Genomic DNA, 13,652 nt, shown 5'->3' on the forward strand with positions numbered 1-13,652 from the left:
GCGCAGCCATGCCCGAGATCGACATGACGGTGACAGCGGACGACGGAACCCCCCTGGCCGGCACCCTGACCCTCCCCGCCGGGCCGGGCCCGTACCCCGCCGTGCTCCTGCTGCACGGCTCGGGCCCGCTCGACCGTGACGGCAACACCCGCAAGGCCGCCATGAACCTCGGCCGCCCGCTCGCGGACGCTCTGGCGGCGGCGGGCATCGCCACCCTGCGCTACGACCGGCGCGGCACCGGCGCCACCCCCGGCGCCTGGCGCGCCGCCGGCTTCACCGGCAATCGCCAGGACGCCGCCGCAGCCCTGCGCGCGCTGTCGAGCCACCCCGCCATCCGGCCCGAGGCCGTCGGCGTCGTCGGTCACAGCGAGGGCGCGACCCACGCCATGGCGCTGGCCGCGCACCACGGGGCCCGCGCCGCGGTGCTCCTGGCGGGCTACGCGCGATCGGGTGAGGACGCCCTGCGCGGGCAGGCGCGCTCGGTCGCCCAGACCCTGCCCGCCCCCTTGCGAGCGCTGCTGCCCGCCCTGGCCGGCCGCCTGATCGCCCGGATCAAGCAGACCCGCACGGACGTGGCCCGCGTCGCCGGAGCCCCGGTCAACGCCCGGTGGATGCGTGAGCTGTTCGTCCACGACACCCGCGCCGACCTCGCCGCCATCCGCGTGCCCGTCCTGGCCGTCACCGGCGACAAGGACATCCAGGTCGACCCGGATGATCTGGACGTGGTGCGCCGCCTGGTGCCGGGCCGTACGGAGATCCACCGCGTGCCCGACCTCACCCACCTCCTGCGCCGCGACCCCGGGCGCCCCTCGCTCGGCTCCTACCGCCGCCTCCTGCGTCAGCCGGTCGACCCTGGCGTGCTCACCCTCGTGGCAGGCTGGCTGGCCCGCACCCTCGACGCCGCCCCGGCACGGCGGCCCGGCACGGAACGGACGATCCCCTCCTGACCGCCCTCCTGATCGCCGGGGCGGAGAGGGCGTTTAGAAGCGTGACACGGGGCACCTGCACACACCACATCGTCGTAAGGAGATGGGATGCAACCCCTGGAGAAGGCCACAGCGCTGGGAATGAGCTTCGTGAGCGGCGCGCTCGCGGTCGCGCTCGCCAAGCGGGTGTGGACGCTGGCCACCGGCCAGGACGAGGCCCCCGACGCCGAGGACCTCGATCGCGGCTGGACGGAGGTCCTCGTCGCGGCGGCCGTGCAGGGCGCGATCTTCGGCCTGGTCAGGGCCGCGGTGCAGCGTACGGGCGCCAGGGCCTTCCAGCGCCGGGGTCGGTAGAAAGCCTGGCCCGCCCCCGGTGCGCGTGTGACCCTGGAGTCATGGAGACCTTATTCGAGCACGCGGGCGGCCAGGACAAGCTGCACGAGTTCATCGAGATCTTCTACCGCAGCCTGCTGGCCGACCCGCTGCTCCAGCCGCTCTTCGGCACGGGCCGGGCCACCCACGTCGATCACCTGACCGCCTTCACGGCGGAGACCTTCGGCGGCCCCGACACCTTCTCCACGGAAATGGGCGGGTTCCCGCTGCTCATCCGCGCCCATCGGGGGTTGCGCATCACCGAGGAGCAGCGGCTGCGCTTCGTCGAGCTCTACATGGCCGCCGCCGACCGCGCGGGCCTGCCCGACGACGAGCCGTTCCGTGCCGCCCTGCGCTCGCACGTGGAGTTCGGCACCGAGGTGGCCAAGCAGAACTCCCACGCCGAGACCGACGATCAGCTCCATCCCCTGCGGGAGGTGCCGCTCTGGGGCTGGGAGTGAAGGCGGTCAGCTCTGGCCGTCGGTGAGCCAGTCGGGATAGCTGTCGATGTCGTGGGTGACCGGCTCGGCCTCGACGGGCGCGTCGGGGGAGGCGTGCCTGATGTGCCGCTCCAGGGCGGCGACCTGCGGGCCGGTCGCGATGAACGTGAGCTGCCAGCCGGGCGCCTCGCGGCCGGGCGTCGCGTCCGGCGCTTCGGCGATGTCGATCGACGTCGCCAGGCCGGAGAAGAGGATGCCGTGAGCCAGCTCCGCCGCCTGCTCGCGGCCTCCGATCGTGGTGCGGACCTCGAAGAATTCCGCCATGAGGTCGTCCTTAATGGGGGAGTGACGGCCTCACCTTACCCGCCGAATGTACGGTGAGCGGTCTTTCGCCGGGAAAGTCCACATACTGAGCATGGCAGGCGTGCACCCCTGGTCAGCACCCGTGCGCTCGCCCGCCGAGGGGGTCGAACGAGGCCGGTCGATGCTGCACAATGTGAACGGTCGATTACTCTGTGCGAATGTCAGGCAGCCGAAAGGGGACCCATGAACGCGGCCCGCATCGTCGCACTCGCCACGGCGGCGAGCACCCCGCTCCTGACCCCGATGCCCGCCACCCCGCTACCGGCCCCGATGTCGGCCACCCCGTCACTGGCTCCGATGTCCGTGCCGGCCACTCCGCTGCTGGCTCCGATGTCCGTGCCGGCCGCCGCGCTGACGTGTGCCGTCTCGACGCCGGCCGGGCGGCCGGTGACCTTCGCGCCCAAGGTCGGGCTGACCCCGCGGCAGGTGACGGCGCGGGCCAACCTGGAGCTCACCGGGTGCTCCTCGCCCGACGGCTCGGCCGCGTTCCTGCGTTCGGGCTGGGCCGTGGTGAAGGCCGGGGCGCAGGCGTCCTGCACCAGTGCCCGTCAGGTGAGGGGCCGGGCGGTGATCACCTGGTTCGGCGCCGACGGCCGTCCCGTCGGCACCTCCAGGCTGCGCGTACGCGCCGACCGCCTCGTGGCCCAGCGCCCGGCCGACACCCTGCTGACCGGTGACGTCGCGGCGGGGTGGCTCGTGGGCGAACGCGTCCAGGGCGGCATCTCACCCGCCACCGCCCTCCTCGGCTGCGCCACCCGTGGCATGTCCGCCCTCCAGGGCGACGGCCGCATCACGTTCGGCTGACCCAGCCACACCGGTTCGCGACTTCACGCCGATCCACGACTTTTCGCTGTCGCACCTGTGGGGACACCTCCGGCCGGCCGGATCAGGCCACGTGGCCGGTCAGCCGAAGGCGATCTGTTCTTCGGCGTAGTCGAGGAGGCGTTCGGCCGTGGTGAAGCGGCGTTCGTTCTGGTCGTCGAGCAGGACGCCCACGACCTTGCGCCCGTTGCGCTCCCCGGCGAACAGCAGGCAGTGCCCCGCCGCGTTCGTGTAGCCGGTCTTCACGCCCAGCACCCCGTCCGCCCGTGACAGCAGTTTGTTGGTGTTCGTCCAGGTGTGCTTCCTGTGCACCTTCGTCTTGCTCACCTTGTGCGTCTTGCTGCCCACGACCGCCGTGAACGTGCTGTCCTCCAGCGCCCGCTGCGCCAGCTTGGCCTGGTCGAGGGCCGTGGAGTAGCCGCCGTTGGCCGGGGTCGGCATGCCGTCCGCGTTCGTGTAGCGAGTGTTCGTCAGGCCGAGCGAGCGGGCGGTGCGGTTCATCTTGGCGATGAACGCCTCCTTGCCGGGGCCGTAGTGCCGGGCCAGGGCGTTGGCCGCGTCGGCGCCCGAGGGGAGCATGAGCGCGTACAGCAGGTCGTTGACCGTGAACCGCTCGCCCTTCCTCAGTCCCGCCGTGGCGGCGCCGCCACGGGCGGCGTACTTGACGTCGGTCGCGCTGATCGTGATCGTGTCGCTCAGCCGGGCCTCGCGCAGCACGACGTACGCCGTCATGACCTTGACCAGGCTGGCCACCGGGACCCGCTTCGTCTCCCGCCTGCCGAAGTGGACCGTTCCGGCGGAATCGATGACGTACGCCTCCTTGGCGCCCACCTTGGGGGCCTCCGCGGCCATGGCGGGAGCGGATACCCCCACAACCACGGCGACTACCGCAGAACTGATCAAACCCGCAATACGCATGCCCAATATGGTGACAGGAGATCGAGGCTTCGTTTGCTCAACACGTCCATGCGGCGGCATCAGATGGGGGTAAATCTCTGATAGATCCGATATGGCGGGGGGAGGCCACCATGGCAGGAAGATTCATCATCAGTAGGGATGAGCAGGGCGGATACCGGTTCGCGTTGATCGCGAACAACGGGCAGACGCTGGCGGTGGGGGAGGGCTTCCCGAGCAAGGTGGCATGCGTGAACGGCATAGAAACCGTCCGCAGGAACGCTCCCGGCGCCCCCATAGAGGATCCGAACGGCCAGGAGATCGAGGGCGCGTAGCGAGAGTGTCGTCCGGCGGGCGGCTCCGTTACGGTGCGATCATGGCGGCCGTGCTGGCCCGGCCGCTCGGCGAGCTTCCCGCGACGTACGTCCTGTGCCTGCTCGCCGACGCCGAGCCCGCCGACGACGTGGCCAAGCTGCTGGCCGGCGAGCGTTGGCGGCTGGTCGAGATGGACACCGGCCACTGGCCGATGTTCTCCCGGCCCCGCGAGCTGGCGCGGATCCTGCTCGAAGCAGCCGGGGACTGACCACAGGCCGGCTCCTTCGCCGGTCGGGTCAGGAGGCGAGGGCCTGGTCCTCGGCGGCGCGGCGGCGGCGTCGGCGCCGGACCGTGAGCCAGGCGACGAGCGCGACCACGGCCACCGCCGCGACCGCTGCCGTCATCGGTGAGCGCGCGGCCAGTTCCAGCCAGCCCCACACGAGCGCCGTGAGGCCGAACCACCAGATCGGCGCCCAGGTCAGGCAGCCCAGCGCGCTGGCGACCACGTACCAGGGATAGGAGACGCGCAGCGCCCCCGCGACCCAGGGCAGCGTGTGGCGCAGCATGGGCACCCAGAAGCAGCCGTAGACGGCGAGCGCGCCCCAGCGCTCGACGACGCGTTCGATCTTGGCGATGCGGTCGCGGCCGAGCCTGACGCCGACGCGCGAGTCGTAGAGCTTCTCGCCCAGCCTGCGGCCGACCCAGTAGTAGACCTGGAACGCGCCGAACAGGGCCAGGATCAGGATGGCGCCCACGAGCCAGTAGGGCATCCCCAGGAAGAACGGCTCCGTCGGAGCGGGGACGGCGATCATCGCGCGCCACATGGCCGGCCCACCACCCCTCCACGATCCTTAGGTCAGGCTTACCTTATTTCAGCGGTGGGTCCGGTGCCACACCGGGTTGCAAGCCTTCCGCAAAGGGTGCAACCAACCGACAACCAGGACTCAACCACCCGGCCCCACTCTAAGGGTGAGTAAAAGGGGTGTTGACGATGCCGACCAGAAGCGCAGCCGTCCTGGCCAGTGGAACCACGAACGCCGCCAAGCTGTTCATCGCGGCCCTCGCCTTCACCAGCGCGTACGTCGGCTTCTCCGCCTACAGCAGCGCCGGCTCCGCGGCCGTGTCGTCCGGCCCCGCCACCACGATCACCCTGGCGGCCCGCGAGGTGCCCGTCACCGAGGAGATCACCACCGCCCCCGTGGCGGGCGAGGTCACGGTGAACACCATGGCCGACGGGCAGACCGGCTGCGTCAAGTCGTACGTGGCCCGCAGCCTGCTCATCAACCCCGACCCCGACCGGGGCGTCTCCTACCGCTGGCGGCTGACCCGCTGGAGCCCGGCCACCAAGACCTGGCGCACCTACCTGTCCGACCACGACGGCACCGCCGCCGCCGAGCAGACCGTCCAGTGGCGGCTCCGGGTCACCGGCAACCCGGGCTGGTACCGCGTCGAGCTGAAGATCCAGGGCGCCGAGCCGATCAAGAGCGACCGCTTCCAGGTGAGCTGCTGACCGGCCACTCAGCCTCGTTCCCGATGATCTCCTGACCGGCCGCACGGCCGGTCAGGAGCGGCCGTTGCCGAGGGAACTGCTGACCGACTGCCTGGCCGCCTCCACCCAGCGCGGCACGCCCACCCGCTCCGCCACCTCCAGCGCCTTCTCGTAGTGCTCGCGCGCCGCGTCCGGCTGGCCCAGCCGGATGGCCAGGTCGCCGAGGGTCAGCGCCACCGGCCACAGCGCCACCACGCCGGTGCCGGCGCCCGCCACCCGGTCGGCGAACGGCTTGAGCTTGTCGTAGCAGTCGACCATGCGCTCGCGGTCGTCGAGCAGCATGCCGGCCAGCGCCCGCCAGGTCATGGCCAGCTCGTAGAGGAAGTCGGGCCGCACCGGCGGCCTGGTCGCGGCGACGGCCTTGGCGTCGTTGACGTGGCCGGCCGAGGCCAGGGCCAGGGCGTAGGCGTCGAGGGTCCACTTGGCGCCCTGCTGATGCTTCTCGGCCAGCAGGTCGACCGTCTCGGCGGCCCGCCCGGCCACCAGGTGCAGGCAGAACGTGGTGATCAACGGCAGGTCCTGGCGGCCCTCCAGCATGCCCGCCCGCGCGGTCATCCTGGCCGCCTCGCGGTAGGCCCGCTCGGCGCCCTCGTAGTCGCCGCTGATCATGAGCCGCTGACCGGTGTACCAGACGACCACCGCGGCGGGCGCGGACAGGTCGTATTGCCTGGCCAGGCGGTCGGCCGCGGCCGCGTGCTCGTCGGCCACGGCGAACTCGCCGCGGGCCGCCGCACACTCCAGCAGCACCAGGTGGGCCAGCGCCTGGGTGGCCATCTGCCCGGAGCGCTGGGCCACCTCCAGCAGCTCCCTGCCGATGCTCTCCCGCGTGTCGACGGCCGGGATGTCGTACGACTGCCGCAACCGCCCGCTCAGCGCCGCCGCGATCAGCGTGGGGTCGCCGCTCTGCCGGGCCAGCTCCAGCGCCTCCAGCGACGCCTGGCGGCCCCGCTCGGGCGAGGAGGAGCCTTCGAGCTCCAGCGCCAGCGTGGTCAGTAGGCTCGCCCGCAGCCGCTGCTCACCCTCGGGCAGCTCCATGAGCGCCTTCTCGGTGACGTCCACGATCTCCCAGGCGGTGCGGGTGAAGTCGCGCGCCATGCCCTTGTGCGGCACGGCCAGCGACGCCGCCACCTTCGCGGTGATCTCCAGGTCGCCCAGCGGCAGCGCGGCGTCCATGGCCTGGCGGCGCAGCAGCCGGGCCGCCGTCATGTCGCCGCACAGGGCCAGCGCCCTGATCTGGCGCAGCATGAGCCGCAGCCGCTCCTTGGTCCGCTCGGGACGCTGCTCGCCGCTCTGCTCGTCCTTCCTGGACTCGTCACCGCGCGAGCGGTCGAACGCGGCGATGGCCTGCTCCCACAGGCTGGCCGCCTCGCGGTGGGCGAAGCGCCGCTCGGCCTGCTCGGCCGCCAGCCCCGCGTAGTGGACGGCCTTGTCGGCCGCGTCGGCCAGGAAGTAGTGGTGGGCCAGCGCCGCCACGTCGGACGGCGTGCGCTGCTCGATGACCGCCCCCACCTCGGCGTGCAGCCTGGTGCGGCGCAGCCGGGAGGCGTCGGAGTAGATCGTGTCGCGGACGAGGTCGTGGTCGAAGCGCAGCAGCCCGGGGCCCGGCTCGGTGACCAGCCCGGCTAGGAGAGCCGCCTCGACGGCCTCGATCACCGAGTCCTCGTCGACCGCCACCGCCACCAGCACGTCGAGGTCGACGTCGCGGCCGATCACCGCCGCCTGCAGCAGTATCTGCTGGGCGCCGGCGGGCAGCCGCGAGATGCGCCGCCGCAGCACGTCGCGCACGCCCGACGGCACCTGCGAGAGCACTTCGGTGGCGCTGGCCCGGTCGGCCGCGCCCTCGGAGTCGAGCAGGCGCACGGTCTCGCGGACGAAGAACGGGTTGCCGCCGGTGCGCTCGACGATCGACTCGACCGCGTCCTCGTCGATCTCGCGTACGCAGGTGGCCTTGACCAGCTCGGCCACGGCCTTCGGATCGAGCCCCGACAGGCCCACGCGCACGGGGCTAAGCCGGGCCAGGGCGGCCAGCACGTCGGACTGGCGGTCGTCGAGCTCGCTCTCCCTGCACGTCACCACGAGCAGTACCCGGCTGGTGGCCAGCAGGCTCGGCAGCGCGCGCAGCAGGGCCAGCGTCTGGTCGTCGGCCCAGTGGAGGTCTTCGAGCGTCAGCAGCACGGGCCCGCGCCGCGCCACCCCGGCCAGGTAGCCGCCGACCGCGCGGTGCAGCCGGAACCCGCCGGACACCTCGTCCTCGTCGGGGTCTGGGGCGGCGTCGTCGAGCAGCGGTGCGAGTAACTGGGTGTATTCGCCCGCGCCCGTCATGCCGATGAGCGTGCGCAGGATCTCCACCCAGGCCCAGCCGGGTGGCGTGGCGCTGGAGTCGGGGCAGGCGCCGGAGGCGGTGGTCCAGCCGTCGGCGCCGAGCCTGCTCTCCAGCTGGCGCAGCAGCGTGGTCTTGCCCGCGCCCGCGACCCCGGTCACGATCGCGACCTGGAAGCGGCCCGTACGGGAGGCGGCGGTGGTCAGCCTGGCCAGCTCGGCGTCCCGGCCGACGAACGGCTCTGGCTCCAGCGGCGGCGGCTCGACCGGCGCGGCGGGACGCGGCGGCCAGGTGTCGGTGACCGGCGCGGCCGGCCGCGCGGGACGCGCGCTCGGGGCCAGCTCCAGCTCCGGCGCCTGGGCCAGGATGTCGGACTCCAGCTTGCGCAGCGCGGGGCCCGGGTCGATGCCGAGCTCGTCGGCCAGGATGTTTCTGGCCCGGCGCAGCGCGGCCAGCGCGTCGCCCTGACGGCCGCAGCGGTAGAGGCCGAGGGCCAGCAGCCGCCAGCCCTCCTCGCGCAGCGGATGCTCGGTGGTGAGCGCCTCCAGGTCGGGCACGGTCTCGGCGTGCAGGCCGAGCCGCAGGCCGGTGTCGGCGTGCCGCTCACGCGCGACCAGGCGCAGCTCGGTCAGCCGGTTGACCTCGGCCTCCGCCCACGCCTGGTCGGCGAAGTCGGAGTAGGGGGTGCCGCGCCACAGGCCCAGCGCCTTCTCCAGGCGGCCTCTGGCGGACTGCGGATCGCTCTCTTCGAGATGTTCGCCCGCGGCCCGTACGAGCTGCTCGAACCTGAGCGCGTCGACCTGTTCGGAGGCCACGCGCAGGGCGTAGCCGGACGCGACCGTCACCAGCAGGCGGTTGGGCCCTCCGCGCGGGCGGCCGGGCTCCAGCACCCGGCGCAGGCGGGAGATGTAGACCTGCAGACCCGACTGCGCGCCCTTGGCCGCGTCGTCGTCCCACAGATCGTAGAGAAGCGTGTCAACGGGCACGACCTGACCTCGGGCCACGAGAAGCCGGGCGAGGACGGCCCGCTGCCGCAACCCGCCGAGGTCGAGTTCGTCGTCGTGTTCGTACGCCTCGACTGGCCCCAGAACTCGGAACGCCACCATGTCAGCCGCCACGCTATGCGGGCCTACGAATCACGCACAAGGTCTTTGAGGGGTTTGGGATTGTCACTAGGTGGCCTTCGAGATCGCGGACGGGGGCTCCGCGCCGGCGTTCCGGCCGTTGCGCCTGCGCAGGAGCGCCCATGCGCCCAGTGCCAGGCCGCCGAACGGGATCTCGATAGTGTAAGTCCAGAAGCCGAAAAGCAGTGCGGTGGCTATGGCGGGAGTCGAGTCGACGCCGAACGCGATCAGCAGCGCGGCCACCCCGCTCTCCATGATCCCGGCGCCGCTGGGCGTGATCAAAGCGCTGGTCAGGACCCTCGACAGGGCGAAGACGGCGATCGACTCGGCAAGGCCGGGCCAGGCGCCGGTGGCCTGCATGCAGACGGCCATGATCGCCCACTGGAAGCCGAGGAAGAACACCATGCCGAGCGACAGGCCAGGCCATCTGGTCCTGACGACGCCCGCGGTGTCGGCGCGCAGCCGGTGGAAGGCCCCGGAGGCGTCGAGCTTGAGCCGCAGCAGCCGGGTGATGCCGTCGAGGGCCCTGCCGAGCAGATCGGCGGCGCGCTGCCAGTAGAGGGCCGCGGCCACGATCGCGCAGAGCACGAGGATGGAGACCGCGCCCGTCCAGCCCGCGTTGGCCACGGTCGGGTTGGCCGCCTTGCCCGCCATCAGCAGCGCGATGATGCCGACGGCCGGCAGGACGAATCTGAACAAGGTGTTCCAGATGCCGCTGACCAGCGTCATGACCACGATCGCCCGGTTGCCGAAGCCCCAGCCCCTGGTCATCGCGAACGACACCGCGACCCCCACCGCGCCGCCGAACGGCAGCAGGTTGCTCACCGCGCTGCCCGCCGCGTTGAGCGTGAGCCCCTGCAGGTTGTTGAGCCCCGGCAGGGAGTTGGTCAGCACGAACGTGTAGGCCAGCAGGCTCAGCAGCCAGACCGCGGCCATCAGCGCGACCTCGCCCCCGCCGAGCGCGGCGAAGACGGCTCCGACCTGCGCCCAGGACACGTCCTTGCCGGTCAGCACGCGCACGATCTGCGGCAGGTAGACCATGAGCAGCACGGCCAGGCCGAGCGAGGCCGCCGACAGGAGGATCTGGAGCCATCTGTTCTTCATCGGGGTCCAGTCTGCCGGGTCCCGGCCGCGCGCACGTCAACCCTGAGAACTACTTCGGCCACCGGTCGAACGGATGACCGAGGCGGGCTCCGGGGGGCAGGTCGCGGCGGACGTACCACTCGGTGCCGAAGACGAAGCGGTAGATCGGGCGAGGGACCTTGAGCATCACGGCGAGCGTGCGGTCGCTGTCGCCGCCGCTGGCCTGGGAGGCGTGTGCGGCCATGGACGCCCGCTTCTGTTTCGTATATTTCCGGACATTGACCCGATGGGTGATCGTCTCACCCGGCGAGTACGCGCTCTCGAACGTCCGTACGTCGAACTCCGGCGGGAACCGGTAGAACCTGCCCGCCAGCTTCAGCAGCCGCACCAGCGGATCGCGGTTGACCGTCGCCTCCAGGACGATCTCCGTGCCGGCGATCTCGGCCGCCCGCTTGCCCACCCGGTGCACCTGCACGTGGTCGGGATGCCCGTAGCCGCCCGCCGGATCGTAGATCGCCAGCAGCTCGGCCTTCTCCTCGTGCAGGATCGCCGCCAGCGCCTTGGCGGCCGCCTCGGTGTCGGCGTCGATGAAGGCGTTGTCGGGCCGCTCGTCGGCGACGCCGCCCTTCGGGCTGAGCCCCGAGTCGCCGTAGCCGAGACACTCGACGCGGGCGCAGCCGAGCAGTGCGGCCGACTCGTACAGCTCCTTGAGCCTGGTCTCGCCCAGCTCGTCGCCCGGCTCCATCTCGGCCAGGCCGCGCTCGCCGGCCGTGGCCACCACGAGCACCACCCGATGCCCCTCGGCCGCGAGCATCGCCATGGTGCCCGCCGTCAGCAGGGCCTCGTCGTCGGGATGAGCGTGGAAGAACACAGCGGTACGTGGAGGCACACGCCCAGATTAGTGTGGGAGGCGTGCGGATCTTTCACGTGAGCGACTGTTACCTGCCGCGACTCGGGGGGATCGAGGTCCAGGTGGCCGATCTCGTACGTATGCAGCGGCAGGCCGGGCACGAGGTCTCGGTGGCCACGGCGACCAGGGGAGAGCCGCTGCCCGGCGTGCGCAGGATCGTCGCGCGGATGCCGTTCGACCTGCCCGTGCACCCCTTCGGCGTGGGGCATCTCACGCGCTGGATCACCTCGGGACGGCCTGAGGTGGTGCATGTGCACACCGGCGCGGTGTCGCCGTTCGCGTGGATGGGGGTGCGCGCGGCCTTTCGCGCGGGCGTGCCGTGCGTGGTGACCGTGCACAGCATGTGGGACCCGGTGACGCGGCTGCTCTACCGGCTGCTGCGGCTGGCCTTCGGCTGGCAGCGGTGGCGGCTGGTGGCCACCACGGTGAGCAACGCCGCCGCGGCCCCGATCCGCGCCGTCGCGGGCCCCGAGGTGCCGGTGCGGGTGGTCTCCAACGGCCTCGACCTGTCGGGCTGGGCGCCGGCTTCCGTGGGATGGGACGGCGGAGCTCCGTCTCCAGGCGGGCCGGACGAACGGGCTTCCGGCGCGCGGGAGAAGGGGCGTGAGGTGCACATCGTCGCCGTGGGCCGGCTGGCGCCGCGCAAGCAGCCCGTACGCCTGCTGAGGCTCCTCCAGGCGGCCCGTGCCCGCGTGCCGGGCGGGATCCCGATGCGGGCCACGATCGTCGGCGACGGGCCGGCCCGGGGCCAGATGGAGCGCTTCCTGACCCGCCACGGCATGTCCGGCTGGGTCTCGCTGCCCGGCCGCTACACCCGCGAGCAGATTCTCAAGCTGCTGGGCTCGGCCGACGTGTTCGTGGCGCCCGCGCCGCGCGAGTCGTTCGGGATCGCGGCGCTCGAAGCGCGGGCCGCGGGCGTCCCGGTGGTGGCCAGGGCGCAGAGCGGGGTCGCCGACTTCGTCAAGGACGGCACCGAGGGGCTGCTCGGGCGCACGCTCGGCGACCTGGCGCGGGCGGTGGCGCGGCTGTGCGCGGACGCGCGGCTGCGCGCCTCGATCGCCGCGCACAACAGGAGCACGCCCCCGGCCGCGGGCTCGTGGCCGGCCGTGCTGGCGGGGTTCGACGCGGCGTACGAGAAGGCTCGCGCCGAGCGCCCGCACCACGGCCCGGCGTAGCACCGCCCAGGGCAAGGAGCCCGGCCGCGAGAGCACAAAGCGCCACACCCCGGCAGGCCCCGCCCCCGGCAGGGGCCCGGTCGTGGGCATGGAGAAGGCCACCGCCGCGAGGAGCGCGATGGCGCTCACTCGCAGGCGGTGGCCCTGGGTCCGTGGGCGGGAGACGGCCGGCGCTCACCCCCCGTGCGCGCCGCGGAACGTCTCACCCCGCCACGGCCGGCGTCATCGCGGAGATGACGCCGGATCCGACGCGGCCGCCGCCGCGGTCCTGCCCCCCACAGGCCGTGACGGCGACCGCGAGCCCACTCAGGAGCAGGCCGCGGTGATCTTGCTGGTGAAGCCGTTGACCTTGCCGCTGAACTCGGTGATGCTGCTCAGGTTGCCGCCCTTGATGGAGCCGAAGCCGTCCGCGAGGTCGTTGAGCGCGGCGGCGACTTCGCCGTCGTACTTGCCCGCGAGCTCCTTGGTCTTCGTCTCCGCGGTCTTCGAGGCGGACTCGACGGCGTCCGCGTTGGCGGCGTCCTTGGTGACCGCGGAGCTCCACTCGGTCGCGATCTTGGCCGCGTCGTTGGCGGCGGTGTTGCAGTCAACGGCCTGGCCGATCGCACCACAGGCGGTGGTGAGCACGGCAAGAGTCAGCGTCGCGCCCGCGACGGCGAGGCGACGACGAGGGGGTGTCATTTTCTGTGCCCTTCGTAGGTTGAGCTAACGAAGGGAACATTATGGGTCCTCCCTTGACGGTCACTTGCACCCCGCTAACACCACGGGCATCAACTCGGTGTAAAGCCATGCAGCAGGACCTGCACGATCTCCTCCGGTTCAGGCAGCGGAAGATCCAGGAGCCCCCGGTACGTCACGAAGCCGGCGAACATGTCGGTGAGCATCCACAGATCCGCGTTCGGGGGGAGTTCGCCGCGTTCGATCGCGCGCTCGTACACGACCCATGAGCGCTCCATCCGGCTGCGCATGCTGGTGCGGATGAGCTCGGCGACCGCGGGGTCCCGGCCGGCCTCGCCGTACACCTGTCTGGCCGTGCGCGACAGGCCGGGCAGGCGCCACAGGGCGAGCGTGTCGGAGATGACCACGCGCAGGTCGCCCTCCAGCGAGCCGGTGTCGGGGATGGCGACGTGCGTGTTCATCAGGCCCGCGATGGCTTCGAGGAGCATGTCGCGTTTGGTGGCGTAGCGGCGGAACACACTCGCCCGGCCCACGCCTGCCGCCGCCGCGACGTCGTCCATGGTGAAGTCGAAGCCGTGGGTCAGCACGAGCCCGGCCGCGGCCTGCCTGATCCGGGTGTCGACCGTGGGGTCGGGCTTGCGACCGCGCGCAGACATTGTGATACTCCTAGTATCTGATATT

General features: G+C 72.1%; 16 protein-coding genes. 8 read left to right on the forward strand and 8 right to left on the reverse strand.

Annotated features, from left to right (window positions below; translation table 11 throughout):
• The first annotated feature begins 8 nt into the window (after positions 1-8).
• The 3 genes from AB0C28_RS38665 (at position 9) to AB0C28_RS38675 (ending at position 1,759) form a co-directional block, all read left to right on the forward strand.
• On the forward strand, positions 9-947 hold the full coding sequence (locus tag AB0C28_RS38665) for an alpha/beta hydrolase (protein WP_357848035.1): 939 nt from the start codon (positions 9-11) through the stop codon (positions 945-947).
• 87 nt (positions 948-1,034) lie between these two features.
• Complete coding sequence (locus tag AB0C28_RS38670) at positions 1,035-1,280, forward strand: DUF4235 domain-containing protein (protein ID WP_346113078.1); 246 nt, start codon at positions 1,035-1,037, stop codon at positions 1,278-1,280.
• A 41-nt stretch (positions 1,281-1,321) separates the two neighbouring features.
• On the forward strand, positions 1,322-1,759 hold the full coding sequence (locus AB0C28_RS38675) for a group II truncated hemoglobin (protein ID WP_357848033.1): 438 nt from the start codon (positions 1,322-1,324) through the stop codon (positions 1,757-1,759).
• 6 nt (positions 1,760-1,765) lie between these two features.
• On the opposite strand, the gene AB0C28_RS38680 is transcribed toward AB0C28_RS38675, so the two are convergent.
• Positions 1,766-2,062 (reverse strand): hypothetical protein, encoded by a 297-nt coding sequence (locus tag AB0C28_RS38680; RefSeq protein ID WP_357848031.1) that lies wholly within the window; start codon positions 2,060-2,062, stop codon positions 1,766-1,768.
• Positions 2,063-2,284: 222 nt separating this feature from the next.
• Between AB0C28_RS38680 and AB0C28_RS38685 the strand changes: the two genes are divergently transcribed.
• Positions 2,285-2,905: a hypothetical protein gene (locus AB0C28_RS38685; protein WP_357848029.1), complete on the forward strand. Its 621-nt coding sequence runs from the start codon at positions 2,285-2,287 to the stop codon at positions 2,903-2,905.
• 99 nt (positions 2,906-3,004) lie between these two features.
• Here the strand turns inward: AB0C28_RS38685 and AB0C28_RS38690 are convergent, their stop codons facing one another.
• Positions 3,005-3,775: a serine hydrolase gene (locus tag AB0C28_RS38690; RefSeq protein WP_358080386.1), complete on the reverse strand. Its 771-nt coding sequence runs from the start codon at positions 3,773-3,775 to the stop codon at positions 3,005-3,007.
• Positions 3,776-3,951: 176 nt separating this feature from the next.
• Here AB0C28_RS38690 and AB0C28_RS38695 point away from each other — a divergent pair, with 176 nt between their 5' ends.
• A complete protein-coding gene (locus tag AB0C28_RS38695) occupies positions 3,952-4,152 on the forward strand; it encodes a DUF1508 domain-containing protein (protein WP_357848025.1) in 201 nt (66 codons plus the stop codon).
• Between the two features lie 41 nt (positions 4,153-4,193).
• Positions 4,194-4,400, forward strand: coding sequence for a hypothetical protein (locus AB0C28_RS38700; protein ID WP_358080387.1), 207 nt, complete (start codon positions 4,194-4,196; stop codon positions 4,398-4,400).
• A gap of 28 nt (positions 4,401-4,428) precedes the next feature.
• Here the strand turns inward: AB0C28_RS38700 and AB0C28_RS38705 are convergent, their stop codons facing one another.
• The gene (locus tag AB0C28_RS38705; protein WP_357848021.1) at positions 4,429-4,956 is read right to left on the reverse strand and encodes a VTT domain-containing protein; all 528 of its coding nucleotides are present in this window, start codon (positions 4,954-4,956) and stop codon (positions 4,429-4,431) included.
• 167 nt (positions 4,957-5,123) lie between these two features.
• On the opposite strand from AB0C28_RS38705, the gene AB0C28_RS38710 reads away from it, so the two are divergent.
• Complete coding sequence (locus tag AB0C28_RS38710; RefSeq protein ID WP_357848019.1) at positions 5,124-5,642, forward strand: hypothetical protein; 519 nt, start codon at positions 5,124-5,126, stop codon at positions 5,640-5,642.
• 51 nt (positions 5,643-5,693) lie between these two features.
• Here AB0C28_RS38710 and AB0C28_RS38715 read toward each other — a convergent pair whose 3' ends face one another.
• The 3 genes from AB0C28_RS38715 to AB0C28_RS38725 all read right to left on the reverse strand — a co-directional run bounded on the left by AB0C28_RS38715 (position 5,694) and on the right by AB0C28_RS38725 (position 11,097).
• Positions 5,694-9,107: a BTAD domain-containing putative transcriptional regulator gene (locus tag AB0C28_RS38715; protein ID WP_357848017.1), complete on the reverse strand. Its 3,414-nt coding sequence runs from the start codon at positions 9,105-9,107 to the stop codon at positions 5,694-5,696.
• A gap of 66 nt (positions 9,108-9,173) precedes the next feature.
• Positions 9,174-10,229: a lysylphosphatidylglycerol synthase domain-containing protein gene (locus AB0C28_RS38720; RefSeq protein WP_357848015.1), complete on the reverse strand. Its 1,056-nt coding sequence runs from the start codon at positions 10,227-10,229 to the stop codon at positions 9,174-9,176.
• A 49-nt stretch (positions 10,230-10,278) separates the two neighbouring features.
• Entirely contained in the window at positions 10,279-11,097 is an 819-nt protein-coding gene (locus AB0C28_RS38725; RefSeq protein ID WP_357848013.1) for a PIG-L family deacetylase, read from the reverse strand.
• A gap of 23 nt (positions 11,098-11,120) precedes the next feature.
• Here AB0C28_RS38725 and AB0C28_RS38730 point away from each other — a divergent pair, with 23 nt between their 5' ends.
• Entirely contained in the window at positions 11,121-12,293 is a 1,173-nt protein-coding gene (locus AB0C28_RS38730) for a glycosyltransferase family 4 protein (RefSeq protein WP_358080388.1), read from the forward strand.
• A 306-nt stretch (positions 12,294-12,599) separates the two neighbouring features.
• On the opposite strand, the gene AB0C28_RS38735 is transcribed toward AB0C28_RS38730, so the two are convergent.
• Together AB0C28_RS38735 and AB0C28_RS38740 are read right to left on the reverse strand one after the other, a co-directional pair.
• Entirely contained in the window at positions 12,600-12,974 is a 375-nt protein-coding gene (locus tag AB0C28_RS38735; protein ID WP_357848009.1) for a hypothetical protein, read from the reverse strand.
• An 89-nt stretch (positions 12,975-13,063) separates the two neighbouring features.
• A complete protein-coding gene (locus AB0C28_RS38740; protein WP_357848007.1) occupies positions 13,064-13,627 on the reverse strand; it encodes a TetR-like C-terminal domain-containing protein in 564 nt (187 codons plus the stop codon).
• Positions 13,628-13,652 lie beyond the last annotated feature (25 nt).

This window comes from Nonomuraea sp. NPDC048892, assembly GCF_040649735.1.
Lineage (GTDB): Bacteria > Actinomycetota > Actinomycetes > Streptosporangiales > Streptosporangiaceae > Nonomuraea > Nonomuraea maheshkhaliensis.